Source organism: Halobacillus sp. Marseille-Q1614 (assembly GCF_902809865.1).
Taxonomy (GTDB): Bacteria; Bacillota; Bacilli; order Bacillales; family Halobacillaceae; genus Halobacillus_A.
In genome coordinates, this window is record NZ_CADDWH010000001.1 from 1,008,562 (window position 1) to 1,023,903 (window position 15,342).

At 42.3% G+C, this 15,342-nt stretch carries 18 protein-coding genes; all 18 read left to right on the forward strand.

Going from position 1 to position 15,342, the window contains the following annotated elements; genetic code table 11:
- Positions 1-29 precede the first annotated feature (29 nt).
- The 18 genes from HUS26_RS04960 (at position 30) to dnaG (ending at position 15,314) form a co-directional block, all read left to right on the forward strand.
- Positions 30-518, forward strand: a complete 489-nt coding sequence (locus HUS26_RS04960) for a hypothetical protein (RefSeq protein WP_173916102.1) — start codon at positions 30-32, stop codon at positions 516-518.
- Between the two features lie 68 nt (positions 519-586).
- The gene (gene yqfC / locus HUS26_RS04965; protein ID WP_173916103.1) at positions 587-874 is read left to right on the forward strand and encodes a sporulation protein YqfC; all 288 of its coding nucleotides are present in this window, start codon (positions 587-589) and stop codon (positions 872-874) included.
- Positions 875-885: 11 nt separating this feature from the next.
- Positions 886-2,070, forward strand: coding sequence for a sporulation protein YqfD (yqfD, locus tag HUS26_RS04970; protein WP_173916104.1), 1,185 nt, complete (start codon positions 886-888; stop codon positions 2,068-2,070).
- A 2-nt stretch (positions 2,071-2,072) separates the two neighbouring features.
- Complete coding sequence (locus HUS26_RS04975) at positions 2,073-3,035, forward strand: PhoH family protein (protein WP_173916105.1); 963 nt, start codon at positions 2,073-2,075, stop codon at positions 3,033-3,035.
- 61 nt (positions 3,036-3,096) lie between these two features.
- Entirely contained in the window at positions 3,097-4,509 is a 1,413-nt protein-coding gene (locus HUS26_RS04980) for a hypothetical protein (protein WP_254434141.1), read from the forward strand.
- Positions 4,510-4,606: 97 nt separating this feature from the next.
- Positions 4,607-5,221: an HDIG domain-containing metalloprotein gene (locus HUS26_RS19980; RefSeq protein WP_254434142.1), complete on the forward strand. Its 615-nt coding sequence runs from the start codon at positions 4,607-4,609 to the stop codon at positions 5,219-5,221.
- Between the two features lie 4 nt (positions 5,222-5,225).
- The gene (gene ybeY, locus HUS26_RS04985; RefSeq protein WP_173918744.1) at positions 5,226-5,699 is read left to right on the forward strand and encodes an rRNA maturation RNase YbeY; all 474 of its coding nucleotides are present in this window, start codon (positions 5,226-5,228) and stop codon (positions 5,697-5,699) included.
- Positions 5,674-6,054 (forward strand): diacylglycerol kinase family protein, encoded by a 381-nt coding sequence (locus HUS26_RS04990; RefSeq protein ID WP_173916106.1) that lies wholly within the window; start codon positions 5,674-5,676, stop codon positions 6,052-6,054. The genes ybeY and HUS26_RS04990 overlap by 26 nt, the downstream gene beginning before the upstream one ends.
- Positions 6,055-6,077: 23 nt before the next feature.
- Positions 6,078-6,983 (forward strand): GTPase Era, encoded by a 906-nt coding sequence (gene era, locus HUS26_RS04995; protein WP_173916107.1) that lies wholly within the window; start codon positions 6,078-6,080, stop codon positions 6,981-6,983.
- Between the two features lie 95 nt (positions 6,984-7,078).
- The gene (locus tag HUS26_RS05000) at positions 7,079-7,216 is read left to right on the forward strand and encodes a YqzL family protein (protein ID WP_173916108.1); all 138 of its coding nucleotides are present in this window, start codon (positions 7,079-7,081) and stop codon (positions 7,214-7,216) included.
- Between the two features lie 20 nt (positions 7,217-7,236).
- Positions 7,237-7,989, forward strand: a complete 753-nt coding sequence (recO, locus tag HUS26_RS05005) for a DNA repair protein RecO (RefSeq protein WP_173916109.1) — start codon at positions 7,237-7,239, stop codon at positions 7,987-7,989.
- 3 nt (positions 7,990-7,992) lie between these two features.
- On the forward strand, positions 7,993-8,181 hold the full coding sequence (locus tag HUS26_RS05010; RefSeq protein ID WP_173916110.1) for a hypothetical protein: 189 nt from the start codon (positions 7,993-7,995) through the stop codon (positions 8,179-8,181).
- An 88-nt stretch (positions 8,182-8,269) separates the two neighbouring features.
- Complete coding sequence (gene glyQ, locus HUS26_RS05015; protein WP_173916111.1) at positions 8,270-9,157, forward strand: glycine--tRNA ligase subunit alpha; 888 nt, start codon at positions 8,270-8,272, stop codon at positions 9,155-9,157.
- Positions 9,150-11,234, forward strand: a complete 2,085-nt coding sequence (gene glyS, locus HUS26_RS05020; RefSeq protein WP_173916112.1) for a glycine--tRNA ligase subunit beta — start codon at positions 9,150-9,152, stop codon at positions 11,232-11,234. The genes glyQ and glyS overlap by 8 nt, the downstream gene beginning before the upstream one ends.
- 86 nt (positions 11,235-11,320) lie before the next feature.
- Entirely contained in the window at positions 11,321-11,950 is a 630-nt protein-coding gene (locus HUS26_RS05025; protein WP_173916113.1) for a helix-turn-helix transcriptional regulator, read from the forward strand.
- 29 nt (positions 11,951-11,979) lie between these two features.
- On the forward strand, positions 11,980-12,789 hold the full coding sequence (locus HUS26_RS05030) for a pyruvate, water dikinase regulatory protein (RefSeq protein WP_173916114.1): 810 nt from the start codon (positions 11,980-11,982) through the stop codon (positions 12,787-12,789).
- A 208-nt stretch (positions 12,790-12,997) separates the two neighbouring features.
- Complete coding sequence (locus HUS26_RS05035; RefSeq protein WP_173916115.1) at positions 12,998-13,468, forward strand: DUF188 domain-containing protein; 471 nt, start codon at positions 12,998-13,000, stop codon at positions 13,466-13,468.
- A gap of 28 nt (positions 13,469-13,496) precedes the next feature.
- Positions 13,497-15,314: a DNA primase gene (dnaG, locus tag HUS26_RS05040; protein ID WP_173916116.1), complete on the forward strand. Its 1,818-nt coding sequence runs from the start codon at positions 13,497-13,499 to the stop codon at positions 15,312-15,314.
- Positions 15,315-15,342: the final 28 nt, after the last annotated feature.

The window sequence follows — 15,342 nt, forward strand, 5'->3', positions numbered from 1 at the left end:
TTTTCCTGAAGAGATAAAGGAGAATTTCTATGAATGATCTGCTCGAGTTAATCTTTAGTAATTTTCTAATTGTGGCCGCGGTCATTGGCGGACTGATCAGCTGGTTCTCCAATTCAGCCAAGGAGGAAGAACGAAAACAGAACAGACCTCAGAGATCACGTCCAGCAGGCAGCAAGCCAGTGGGAAGACCTACTATGAAGCAAGCTTCTGCAGAAATGGAAGAAACAAAAGACAGGGTGCAGGAATATTATGAGCAGCGAAAGAAATTAGACTCAGACTCTCATGCAGAAACCAATGTTGAAAAGAACAATTACGGGACTTCCCGGTACAGTGACCGAATGAACCAGGGTAATACGCTAGAAGTTTTAGTTCAGGAAGATTCTAAAAAAGATAAAGTTCAAATTAATTATTCGAAAAAGTGGGACCGCAGTAAACTAGCCAACGGGATTATTATGGCTGAAATACTCGGCCAGCCTCGTGCTTATAAGCCCCACAGCTCCCATCCTAGAAAAAGATAATAAAACGCCCGGATTGTAGTGATACAATTCGGGCGTTTTTCGTATGTATAGAATAAGGGGGGAGCCGGATGTCAAAATGGCAAAGTCAATTTAAGAACTGGGTGAGTCAATATTTTGACCTGCCAGCTGATGTCATGCTGGATCTTCCCAGGATTACAACCATCGGGTCGATTCATGCTTACATAGAGAACTGTACAGGGTTGCTGCACTTTTCTGATACAGAAATCCGTTTGAAATACAGCAGGGGTGTCATTTCCATAAAAGGCAAAGAACTGCGCATCAAAATGATGCTTAAAGAAGAGCTGCTTTTAGAAGGAGAACTGCAGGAAATCCAGTTTTTAAAAGATAAGGGCTAGGGGGGGCAACGATGGCTAAAAATCAGCTTCAGTTTCTGCATGGTCTAATAACGATAGAAGTGTCGGGAGAATATATTGAACCCTTTATAAGAACCTGTGTCCAAAAAGGCAGTCAAATATCAAATGTTAAATACTTGAACGAGAATGAGGTGCAAATGACCATCCGGCTTGAAGATTGGACAACCTTCCGCCGGCTGAGAAAAAGGTTCAGATGCAGGATTAAAGTCAAATCCACGTCAGGACTGCCTTTCTTTCTTCAGCGCATGAAAAGGCATACCGCTTTGTGGGCGGCTGTTCTGTGCAGCTTTCTTGTCGTTATCTTAATGGCAAATACCCTCTGGTCGATTAAAATAGACGGAGTAACCCCCGAGGTGGAAGCCGAGGTCCAGACCCAGCTGAAATCATACGGGATTAAGCCGGGAAAGTTCACTTTTTCCATGAAAAAGCCCCGGGAAGTACAGCGGCTATTGCTGGAAGATGTCAGTGATTTGCTGTGGATCGGTGTGAAAAAACAAGGAACAAGCTATCAGCTGTATGGGGTTATGGAGACAAATTATGATGAGACTGAACAGCCTAAGCCATCTAATATTGTCGCATCCAAAAAAGGGATGATTACCAGTATGTTTATTTCCAAAGGACGCCCGTTAGCAGAAGTTAATGATGTTGTGAAAAAAGGAACTCTTCTCGCTACCGGGGAACTTAAAGAGGAAAGCGGAGAATTCATTCAGTCAGAAGGAAAGGTAATGGCTGAAACATGGTACAGAGCAGAAGTTGAAATTCCCGAGAAGCAGAATATTTATTTAACCGATGGTGATTCCGTTAACTCCTATTCTTTAAAGATCGGTAAGGTGACGATTCCTGTATGGGGCTTCTGGAGAAAAGAAAGCGGAGAAGAGAGACAAGAATCGTTTGATCGAAATTTCCACATATTAAGCTGGAGACTCCCTTTTCAACTTCAAGAGACTACTATTTATACAAACGAGCATATGACCCAGAACTTAAGCAAGAATCAAGCCGTTACAAAAGCTCAGAAAAGTGCTGAAAAATCACTCCTCAATCAGCTTGGGGAGGAGGCAGAAATAACAGAGGGAAAAATTTTGCACCAGCGTAAGGACCGTGGTAAAGTAAAATTAATCCTATTATTTAAAGTAAATGAAAATATAGCTGAAACAAAGTATGTTTCCCAAGGAGACTGAGTATGCAAGGAGAACTTAAAACCATTGATATCCAACTAAATAATCCATCCGAAGCCCTTTCTTTATTTGGCACAGAAGACCGCCATTTAAAACAATTGGAAGAGCAGCTGAAGGTAACTATCATATCCCGCGGGGAGCGTGTCAGCGTCTCGGGAGAAGCCGAACACGTGAAGCTCGTCGAAGAGGTTTTATTAGCTGTGCTGGCCATTATCAGAAAAGGCTTAACGATCACAGAACGCGATATAGTATATGCCGTTGAACTTGCGAAAAAAGGGAAAATTAATCAATTTGAAGCTTTGTTTGAAGATGAGATTACCCGCAACGCCAAGGGGAAATCGGTACGTGTAAAGACATTAGGGCAGAGAAGTTATGTATCTGCTATTAAAAACCACGATCTTGTTTTTGGAATCGGTCCAGCCGGAACAGGCAAAACTTACCTCGCTGTAGTTATGGCGGTGAACGCCCTGAAAAATGGTGAAGTCAAAAGAATTATTCTAACCCGCCCTGCTGTTGAGGCTGGAGAAAGTCTAGGGTTTTTACCAGGTGATCTTAAAGAAAAGGTAGACCCTTATCTTCGTCCGCTGTACGACTCGCTGCACGATGTTTTCGGAGCTGAACATACGGCCCGCCTTATCGACAGAGGAACCATTGAAATCGCACCGCTTGCTTATATGCGGGGAAGAACATTGGATGATGCATTTGCTATATTAGACGAAGCCCAGAACACGACACCTGAACAAATGAAAATGTTCTTGACTCGTCTCGGATTCGGCTCGAAAATGATTATAACCGGGGATATCACCCAGGTCGATTTGCCAAAAGGAATGACTTCAGGCTTGAAAGTAGCCGAGCAGAAACTGGGTAATGTTAAAGGAGCTTCCTTTATTCATCTAGATCAGACAGACGTCGTACGTCACCCACTGGTTCAGCGAGTGATTGATGCTTATGAGAAGGATCCATCTTAAGGCCCGTATAAAGGGCCTTTCTTAATATTTTAAGATCTCTATGGGGAGGAGGGTGAAGGGTGTGGGAAAAAGATTTTGGCACTGGATACGGCGGTCTTCTAAGCACCAGAAGAGTATTTGGAAAATCAGTATTCCAGCACTGCTCATAGCACTCGTCTTTTTTTTACTCAGCATTTCTAACGTACATATTAAAACTTACAGTCTTGAAAAGTTCAGTGAAGCTGAGGAAACTATCCGCTCCCCTATAACGATTGAGAACAAACTGAAGACAGAGCAGCGAATACGGGAAGCTGCACAATCTGTTGAGGACCGCTATCAAATTTCCCTGCCGGTTGCAGAAGAGAGAATCGGGTATATGGAAGAAATTTTTGCAGCTGTGCATGAAGTGAAGCAATCCGCTTCAGAAGAGACATCAACGGAAAAAAAATTAAACCAATTGACATCACTTTTATCTGAACCCATTACTACAGAGCTCCCCACTGAGATTTTTCGGCCACTTTTTTCAGCGTCCCAATCCGAATTAGAATCGATCGAACAGCTATTACTCACTTCATTAAACTCTCATTTTGAAAAAGGTGTAAGAAAGACTGAAATTGAAGATGTTGAGGGAACACTGCAGCTGGAAATCCAATATTCAGACGTTCCAGATCGTTTGAAAGAGGAAGTTTTTGAATTAGCTGAATTCGCCCTTGTGGAAAATACGATGTTTGATGCTGAAGCTACAAGTGAAGTACGTAAAGAGGCGGCTTCTCTTATTCAGCCGGAAATGATTCAGGCCGGAGAAGTGATCGTTTCAGAAGGAGAAACGATCACAAGCGAAATTTATGAGGAATTAGAAATCGCTGGTATATTAAATGAAGACGCCAATTATATGCCATCTATCGGTTTGGCGATCTTTTCTTTAATCGTTGCTCTGTTATTGATGTATCATTTTTACCATATGATTAAAGAGGAGCTGATCTGCTATAGACACCTTTCGCTAGCCGTAGTCGTATCAATCATTATGATGGTGCTCATGAAAGTGATCAGCTTGTTTTCCTCCGCCCACGATCCTATGTTTTATGTGCTGCCAGCGGCCTTAGGGGCGATGCTGATAAAAATTTTAAGCACTGAAAGGTTCGCTATTCTGTTAAGCATTGTCCTCTCGCTGGTTGCGATGATGCTCTTTAACGGGCAAGTGCCTGGAGATTTAAATGCCCATGCAGGCATATATTTATTATTTTCTCAATTAGCGGGTATATTCTTTTTGAAAAATACGAGCGACCGGCTGTTTATTGTTAAAGTAGGGACAGGCATCGGTTTAGTGAATCTTATGACACTGAGCTTCATTTTATTCCTGTCCTTTGAGAAATACGGCTGGCTGGATTTAGCTGTCTTTGCCGGGTATAGTGTAATAAGTGCCCTGCTGTCCATTATTTTAACGTTTGGGCTGCTGCCGGTTATCGGAGTCATCGTTTGGTATACTATCAGATAATAAGCTGCTCAATCTTTCTAATCCCAATCACCCTCTGCTGCGCAAAATTCTCACTGAGGCACCCGGCACTTACCATCATAGTGTGATGGTCGCTAACTTGAGTGAAGCAGCATGTGAGTCGATAGGAGCAAGAGGACTGCTGGCAAGAGTCGCTGCTTATTACCATGATCTCGGAAAAACACTGCGGCCCAACTATTTTATCGAAAATCAAATGGGCCTTAAGAATCCGCACGACTTTATCGATCCGAAGCAGAGTGCGTCCATCATTATTAGTCACCCTTATGACGGGGCGCGTATGCTTAAAGAAGAAAAGTTCCCGGATGAAATAATCGATATTGCGATGCAGCATCACGGGACTACTTTATTGAAATACTTTTATGTAAAGGCGAAAGAAATCGACAGAAACGTCAGTGAAGAAGTGTTTAGATATCCAGGGCCTAAACCACAGACGAAAGAAGCGGCAATTGTATGCGTATGTGATTCAGTGGAAGCTGCCGTCCGGTCGCTGAGTGAGCCGACTCAGGATAAGATAAGAGGGATCGTTCATTTGATCATAGAAAGCCGCATGCTCGACGGACAGTTTGATGACTGCCGGATCACATTTAACGAATTAAAAAAAGTAGAAAATGCAATTTGTGAAACACTACAAGGGATCTTTCATTCAAGAATCCAATATCCAGACCAAAAAACAACCGTGAAGGAGGCCAATTAAAATGATCCACATCGATTTTCACGACGAAACAAATTCAGTAGATGAAGCTTATGTAGATTTAATTGAACGTGTTATCCAGTATGCCGCTAAGAAAGAAGAAGTCCCGGGCGAAGCGGAACTCTCGGTAACGTTTGTAGACAATAAAGAAATCCAGGAAATTAACCGCAATTATCGCCAGAAGGATCAGCCAACTGACGTAATCTCATTTGCGATGCAGGAGCTTGGCGAAGGTGAAGTTGAAGTACAGGCTCAGAATGAGAACCTGCCCGTACTTCTTGGCGATATCGTTATTTCAGTTGATATGGCTAAAGAGCAGGCTGAGGAATATGGCCATTCCCTCGAAAGAGAGCATGCGTTTCTAGCGCTGCACGGATTTCTTCACCTGCTTGGTTATGATCATATCGAAAAAGAAGATGAAAATAAGATGTTTGCTAAGCAAGAGGAAATCTTAAATGAGTACGGACTTGAACGCTCGTAAACGAAAGTATAAGATAGGTTTTAACCATGCGTTTAACGGATTAAAAGAGGTGTACAGAAAAGAAGGAAACTTTAAAATCCATATTCTTGCAGCCGTTCTGGCAGTTTTGCTTGGGGTTGTTCTTAAGGTTTCACTCATCGAATGGACAGTGCTGACAGTAATTATCGTCTTGGTGTTTGCTTTAGAGATGGTTAATACAAGCATTGAACGGATAATGGACTATCTGGCACCTGAACGTCATCCGCTGGTGGGAGAGATTAAGGATATAGCTGCTGGAGCTGTATTGATCGCAGCGCTCGGCTCGGTTATCATCGGGTGCCTTATTTTCATACCGAAATTAATGGAATTATTATAGTGATATAACGGAGGAAGTAATACATGGAGGAAAATTTTAAATCAGGATTCGTAGCAATCATCGGGAGACCCAACGTAGGGAAATCTACATTTATGAACCGGGTGATCGGAGAAAAAATTGCAATCATGAGCGATAAGCCTCAGACTACGCGAAATAAGATTCAGGGTGTATTAACCGATAAGGATGCTCAGCTCATATTTATTGATACCCCGGGCATTCATAAGCCGAAGCACAAATTAGGCGATTATATGGTGAACGTTGCAGAAAACACATTGAATGAAGTAGATGCAATTATGTTTATGATTAACGCCGAGGAAGGTTACGGGCGAGGTGATCAGTTTATCATTGACCGGCTGCAGAAAGTCGATCAGCCGGTGTTTTTAATCGTTAATAAAATTGATAAAGTACACCCGGATCAACTGCTGCCTTTGATCGATCAGTATCGTGAGAAATTGGATTTTGAAGAAATTATCCCAATTTCCGCTCTTGTGGGCAACAATGTTGACCATTTGCTTAACGTACTAAAGGGGCATCTTCCCGAAGGTCCCCAATTTTATCCGGAGGACCAGATTACCGATCACCCTGAGAGGTTTATCGTCAGTGAACTCATTCGTGAAAAAGTACTTCATCTAACTAGAGAAGAAATTCCTCATTCGATTGCCGTTGTCATTGAAACGATGAAGCCGAGGGAGAATTCAAATGCCGTGTTTATACAAGCGGTAATCATTGTAGAGAGAAAATCGCAAAAAGGAATTATCATCGGCAAGCAGGGCAGCATGCTTAAAGAAGTAGGCCAGAGAGCGAGAAAAGATATTGAAACATTGCTAGGCAGCAAAGTCTATCTAGAACTTTGGGTGAAAGTGCAGAAAGACTGGCGGAACCGACAGATTCAGCTGAGTGATTTCGGCTACAGAGAAGACGAATATTAATATTGGAAAAAATTAAGCCTCATCGTTTGTCGTAGATGAAGCAACCTAATAACGTAATTAAAATTCTTTTATGTTCATAGAAAGGGGAGTTTCTTGTGCTAGACGTCACTTGGAACGTTTTTAGACAGACAGGAAACATTGAAACCTATTTACTAATGAAGGAATTGGAAGGAAGCAGCGAATTAGAGGAACCTGCGACATCTGCGACAGAAGAAACGGATACGATGAGTTAATTAAGAAGCAGGTGAACGCCTTGTTAGAAAAAATAGAAGGCATTGTCCTAAGAACGAGGGACTACGGGGAAACCCATAAAATTGTCACTTTATTTACAAGAGAAAAAGGGAAAATAGGGGTTATGGCCAGAGGGGCAAAAAAACCGAAGAGCCGAATGTCCTCTATCACCCAGCCTTTTATTCACGGTCAATATCTAATTCAGATAGGTTCCGGCTTAGGCTTATTAAGCCAAGGGGAAATGCTGTCTTCCCTTCGGGTTATTCGAGAAGATATCGTGAAGGCAGCCTATGCTTCTTATTTGGCAGAACTCACCGACAAACTGGTGGATGAGAAGCAGCCGGATCCTTTTTTATTTGAACAATTTCTAAAGACTCTTCAATGGATAGCGGAGGATAAAGACAGCGAAATATTAGCGATGATGTATGAACTAAAAATTTACCGCAAAGCCGGATTTGCTCCGAAAGTTGATGCCTGTTTAAATTGTGGGCGGGAAGAGGGGCCATTTTCTTTTTCCGTGGTCGAGGGCGGACTATTATGTTTTCGCTGTAAACAGAGAGACCCGCAGGCTTATGGTTTAACAGACCCGCTTTCAAGACTGCTGAGGCTATTTTTACATATGGATGTTAAGCGGCTGGGCCAGGTATCGATGAAAGCGGAAAATAAAAAGAAACTTCGACAGATTTTAGATGAATATTATGACCGGTATGGCGGATATCATTTGAAATCTAAAAAATTCTTAAAACAAATCGATCTGTTTAAGGATAACGATTGACAAATGATGTATCGCTGGAGTATGATTCTATTTACTAAATATTTGTTTGCAAAGAAGGAAAGTAGTAATCGATCACTGTGTGTTTTTAGAGAGCCCGGGATGGTGGGATTCGGGCAGCACGCAATCGATGAAGGCGTTCTGGAGCAAAGTACGTGTAAAGCGGCTTCCGGTTTTTTTGGCGGAAGCAAATAGGGTGGAACCGCGGTAACCCCGTCCCTATGTCGAGGAGACATAGAGACGGGGTTCTTTATGTTTACTTACACTATTAGGAGGTTTAGAGATGAATATTCAAGATATGATACTTACTTTACAAAAGCACTGGTCCAATCAAGGCTGTCTCTTAATGCAGGCTTATGATGTTGAAAAGGGAGCAGGCACGATGTCTCCTATGACGCTGCTGAGAAGTTTAGGTCCAGAACCGTGGAACGTGGCATACGTGGAGCCTTCCAGACGTCCGGCCGACGGGCGTTACGGGCAGAACCCGAACCGTTTATACCAGCACCACCAGTTCCAGGTCATTATGAAACCATCTCCTGACAATATACAGGAGCTGTATCTTGATTCTTTAAAGGCGCTCGGAATCGACCCTGAAAAGCATGATATTCGTTTTGTAGAGGATAACTGGGAAAACCCTACGTTAGGAGCGGCCGGATTAGGATGGGAAGTGTGGCTCGATGGAATGGAGATTACTCAGTTTACTTATTTCCAGCAAATCGGAGGCTTGGAAGCCCGCCCGGTATCTGCTGAAATTACGTATGGTATTGAGCGTCTCGCATCCTATATTCAGGATAAAGAAAATGTTTTTGAATTGGAGTGGACGAACGGCGTAACGGTTGGAGACATTTTCACACAGCCGGAATACGAGCACTCTGTTTACACATTTGAAGAATCTGATGACGATATGCTGTTTGATTTGTTTTCTACGTATGAAAAAGAAGCTAAGCGCATCATGGAAAAAGGGCTCGTCTTTCCTGCGTATGATTATGTGCTTAAATGCTCGCACACTTTTAACCTGTTAGATGCGAAGGGAGTAATCTCTGTAACCGAACGAACAGGCTATATATCAAGAGTGAGAAATCTGGCACGATCTATCGCGAAAACCTACGTAGAAGAGAGAGAAAGATTAGGATTTCCAATGCTTGAGAAGGGGGAGTTCACTCATGAGTAATAACGTACTATTTGAGCTGGGTCTAGAGGAAATGCCGGCAAGATTTATTGATGAATCTTTAAAACAGCTCGAGGAAAATACAAAAAAATGGCTGGATGTGCAGCGGATTCCGTATCAATCGGTTAAAGGACTTGCTACACCGAGACGCCTCGCAGTAGAAATTACAGGCGTGGAAGATAAGCAGCCAGATATTGAAGAAGAAGCGAAAGGACCGGCCAAAAAGATTGCTGTCGATGATAACGGCAACTGGTCCAAAGCAGCGATCGGTTTCTCTAAAGGCCAGGGCCAAAACGTGGAGGACATCTTTTTTAAAGACATCAAAGGAGTCGAATACGCTCATATTAAAAAATTCGTTGAAGGCCAGCCAACGAAGGAGCTTTTAAAAGATTTTAAAGAGGTCTTACTTGGACTTAACTTCCCTAAAAATATGCGCTGGGCAGATTTGAACCTGCGCTACGTCCGTCCAATCCGCTGGATGGCTGCTCTGTTTGAGAGTGAAGTCATTCCATTTGAAATAGAGGGAGTAAAAACAGACAATACTACTTACGGACACCGGTTTTTAGGAGAAAAGACAACCATAGAGCATGCGAGTCAATATGAAGAAACGCTGAACCGCCAATACGTGATAGCTGACGTTCAAAAAAGAAAAGCAGCCATCGCAGCCCAGATCAATGAACTTGAGAAGGAAAAAGACTGGAACATTATACAGGATCCTGAATTATTAAATGAAGTCACACACTTAGTAGAATATCCAACTGTTTTCAGCGGAGCTTACAGTGAAGAATTTCTGAACGTTCCTGAAGAAGCGCTCGTTATGTCTATGAAAGAGCATCAGCGCTATTTCCCTGTCCAGTCTGTAAACGGAAACCTGCTTCCTAACTTTGTCGCTGTCCGTAATGGTGACGATCGTCACCTTGATGTAGTTGCTAAAGGGAACGAAAAAGTGCTTAAGGCAAGACTCTCCGATGCTCAATTCTTCTATCAGGAAGACCAGAAAGGATCGCTTGAAGAGAAGCTTGCCAAGTTAAAGCGAATGGTTTACCAGGTTGAGCTGGGCACACTTGCAGATAAAGTGGAACGAGTTAAAACAATCACTCAGTATATTAGTGAGCAGCTTTCATTAAGTGAGAAACAGCAAAAGCAGGCGGTGCGAGCAGCTGAAATCTGCAAATTTGATCTTGTTACCCACATGGTAGACGAATTCTCTGACTTGCAGGGAATTATGGGAGAGAAGTATGCTAGATTGTTTGGTGAAGATGAAGAAGTGGCAGTTGCCGTAAGTGAGCACTATATGCCCCGTCATGCCAATGGCCAGCTTCCTCAAACTCCAATTGGAGCTGTAGTAAGTGTAGCGGACAAACTAGATACTATTATTGGATCGATCGCGATTGGAAATCTTCCGACAGGGTCTCAGGACCCATACGGTTTAAGAAGACAGTCTTTAGGCATTCTGCAGATCCTTAAACAATTCGAATGGTCTATTTCTGTAGAAGAGCTGTTAAACGCTGTGATTGACCGTTATTATGAATGGGAGCTTCCTACAGCAGAAAAACAAGAGCTGACAGAATCAGTTCACGATTTCTTCCGCATAAGAGCTGCTTATTTACTTAAAGATGAGAATATCGCGCCAGATATCGTCGAAGCTGTGCTGGCAAAAGGAATTCACGTCTATAGAGTAACGCTTGAGAAAGCGGAACTGTTAATGGATAAACGTAACGAGGAATCTTTTAAGCCTGTCCATGAAGCGCTGGGAAGAGTTCTGAATCTAGCGAAAAAAGCGGACAGCACACATGTAGATAAAGATTTGTTTGAAAACACAACAGAGCAAAAATTGTATGACACTTTCCAGGAGGTTCAGCCAGTTTACAATCAATTACTGGCGCAGGAGGAGCCTGCGCAGGCCCTGGAAGAACTGGCCAAACTGGCTCAGCCGATTCACTCCTTCTTTGATCAAACGATGGTAATGGCCGAAAATGAAAAAGTTAAACTAAACAGGCTGGCACTTTTAAATACGCTATCTAATGAAATCTTGGAATTTGCCGACTTAACAAGCATTCAATGGAAACAGCAGTTTTAATATTCGTTCTTTTACCATCTCACTTAAATAGGCTATAATAATTAAAGGAATAGTATGTCACAGTTGATGAGTAGGGTGGTGAAAGAATGGAACTATCCAGCAGGCAAGAACAAATAATTCAAATTGTTAAAGATAATGGTCCGATCACAGGGGAAAGTATAGCTGATCAGCTTAATTTGACACGGGCTACCTTAAGACCGGATCTTGCTATTCTTACGATGGCTGGGTTCTTAGACGCCCGTCCCCGGGTCGGCTACTTTTTTACTGGAAAAACTGGATCAGAGCTTTTAACAGAGAAGCTGAAGAAATTTAAAGTACACGAGTACCAGGCGCTTCCTGTCGTAGTAGAAGAAGATGTTTCGGCCTACGATGCTATTTGTACAATGTTTTTAGAAGATGTTGGTACACTTTTTGTCATCAATACGCAGTCTCTGCTCGTCGGTGTTTTATCGAGAAAAGACTTATTGAGGGCAAGTATAGGAAATCAGGACTTATCGTCCATTCCGGTTCATATCATTATGACACGCATGCCTAACATTTCTATTTGTCAAAAAGAAGATTTGCTGCTTGATGCAGCTCAAAAGCTGATAGAAAAGCAAATCGACGGCCTTCCTGTTGTAAAGCCGGTTGAGAACGGATATGAAGTAGTTGGACGCTTAACAAAAACAAGTATTACAAAAGCGCTGGTAGAACTTGCAACAGACCAGCACTTATAAAAGAATCCTTTCAAAGGAGAGGGGAACTAGTGGGAAAACCAATCATCTATATATTATCAGATTCAGTAGGGGAAACAGCCGAGCTGGTTGTTAAGGCAGCGCTGAGCCAATTCGATGACGGACCTTTTGATGTTCAGCGGATTCCATATGTGGAAGATAAGGGAACGATTAACGAAGCAATCGCTCAGGCTAAAGAACATAATGCTTTAATAGGGTTTACCCTGGTAGACCCGGAATTTCGCGAGCACTTGCTGACAAAGTCCAAAGAACACAACTTAGAATGTGTAGATATTATGGGGCCGATGATGGATGCGATGCAGCGTTTCTTCAAAACAGAGCCGCGGCTTGAGCCTGGTCTTGTTCATAAGCTGGATGAAGATTATTTCAAACGGGTAGAAGCAATTGAATTTGCTGTGAAATATGATGATGGAAGAGATGCTAGAGGAATTCCAAAAGCTGATATTGTTCTGATCGGTGTTTCAAGAACCTCTAAGACCCCATTATCTCAATATTTGGCCCACAAACGGCTAAAAGTTGCGAATGTACCAATCGTTCCGGAGGTAGAACCGCCGGAAGAATTGTATAACGTTGATCCAAAGAAATGTATTGGGTTAAAAATCAGTCCTCAGAAACTGAATGACATCCGTAAAGAGAGGCTGAAATCTTTAGGGTTAGGATCTGAAGCCAGTTATGCAAACATGGACCGGATCAGGCAGGAAATTAGACATTTCAACTCCGTTGTCGATAGAATAGGCTGTGAAGTTATCGATGTTTCTCACAAAGCAGTAGAAGAAACAGCGAATATTATCGTTAACATTATGAGACAAGATTCGAGATAAATCCCTATAAAAAGTCGCGCTTATTATGTAAAGCGCGACTTTTATTGGGGAAAAGTTCAATTTATCTATAGATTTTCGCAAATCTATGTATTATAATGATTATTTGTGTAAAAATAATCTTATTATATGTTGACAGAGATACTTTTCAGAAAAATTAAACATTAAGAAAAGGGCAGGAATCTAAAGATTATTGTAGAATTACTGAATTATGCCGAAAACTATGATTAATGTATGGGTAGATGCTGACAGCTGTCCGGTTCAGAAAGAAATCACTAATGTATGCAAAAACTTTCAAATCACACCTCAATTTATCGCTACGATCAATCACTATAAAGCAGACCCATCAGGGGAAGAGTGGATCTACCTTGACCATGGGTCTCAAAGTGTCGATCTATATATTCTAAATCACGTAAAACCAAATGATGTAGTGATTACACAAGATCTATCACTCGGTGTTCTTCTTACCCCTCAAAGGGTTTATGTCCTTACCCCACGAGGTAAACTAGTTAACGAAGGGGATGCGGTTCAGATAATGAATCAGAAGCACCTCCGGCAGCGAACTTTAAAGCGTAAGAAAAAATGGAAGGGGCCTAAAGCTTTTACAAAACAAGATCGAGAACAATTTTCCCAAACTTTAACCGATATTTTAGAAAGTCATCTCGAGAGGGACGGGATGTAAGTATTTAAGTACTGGTATGGTGATGTTTATGGCTGGACGTATCCCAGAAGAAACTGTTGATGAAATTAGAAAATCCGTGGATATAGCCGATGTGATCGGGGAATATGTGCAACTCAAAAGGCAGGGAAGAAATTATTTCGGCCTTTGCCCTTTTCACGGCGAAAACACGCCGTCCTTTTCCGTATCCGCTGATAAACAAATCTTCCATTGTTTTGGTTGTGGAAAAGGAGGGAATGTCTATTCCTTTCTTATGGAGCTTGAAGGATTCTCCTTCGTTCAAGCCGTAAAAAAAGTCGCTGATAAAACAGGTATTTCTTTACCGGAAGATGTGGATGAGGAACCTTCTAAGCCTCATGATCCGGAAGCTCAGAACGTTTTAGACGCGCACATGTGGCTTACAAAATTATATCATCACCTTTTGCGGCACTCGAAAGAAGGCAGGGATGCTCTTCAATACCTTCATGATCGAGGGTTTACAGACGAGATGATTGAGAAACATTCTTTAGGATTTTCTCCGCCGTCGCAGGATTTTGTCGTTACCTTTTTAGAAAAGAAAGGCTTCCACCCCCAGACGATGGTGAAAGCGGGACTGCTGGTCGTTAATGATCAGGGGGAATATTTTGACCGCTTTCGATCAAGGATTATGTTTCCTTTGCGAAACCACCTGGGAAAGACGGTGGCCTTCGCCGGTAGAGCAATGGGGGATCAAACTCCAAAATATTTAAACAGCCCGGAAACAAATCTGTTTCAGAAAAACCGGCTACTCTACAATTTTGATTATGCCCGTTCAGAAATCAGAAAGACAAAGACCGTTGTGCTTTTTGAAGGGTTTGCTGATGTGATATCAGCCGACCAGGCAGGCATTCATAATAGTGTAGGTACGATGGGAACAGCGGTATCACAAACTCAGGCCCAGCTTTTGAAGCGTTATGCAGATGAGGTTATCGTCTGTTATGACGGAGACAAAGCCGGACAGCAGGCTGCAGTGAAGGCAGGAAAACTTCTCAAGCAGACAGGCTGTCCTGTGAAAATAGCCCGATTGCCTGAAGGAATGGATCCAGATGATTATATAAAGAAATTTGGCGGAGATCGCTTTAAAAAAGAAGTTTTAGAAACTAGTGATCCTTATACGTCGTTTATTATAAATTATTGGAAAAGAAATTATAACCTTCAATTAGAAGGAGATCGCATCGCTTATATCGAAAAGGTAGTACAGGAGGTTGCCCGTCTTGACCGGGCGATTGAAAGAGAACACTATTTAAAAGAGATTGCCAATGAATTTGAAATGGCCTTGGAAACGTTGAAAGAAGAAGTGGAGGAGGTTCGAAGAAAAACTTCTTCAGCCGGACCACCACAAGCTGGAAAACCACAAAGGCATACTAAACCACGCACTTCTGTACAGAGTAAACTGCTGCCAGCCTTTCATAATGCAGAAAGAAAGCTGATTTCCATTATGCTGAACAACCCTGTTATTGCTGAAAAAGTTCAAGAAGAACTAGGCGGAGCATTTAATATTTCTGAGCATCAGGTTATTGTTACCCATTTGTATGCATATTATGAAGACGGTCATGAATCTGATATAAGCCAGTTTGTTGAACGCCTCGACGATCCATCCATTAAGGAACTAGCGGTTCAGCTGGCCATGTCACCCAGCGGGGAAGAGGTGACGGACCAGGAACTCGACGATTACATGAATCGAATCAAGGCGGAACGAACAGACCGGACGGATATTAAAGGACTTTTGGAGGAGCAGAAATTAGCAGAACAACAGAACGATCCTGTTAAAGCAGCACAGATTGCTATGGAAATATTGAAAAGAAAAAAAGAGATGAAAAACACTTATTAACTTGGTATGGATAGTTGGAAGGAGGGGG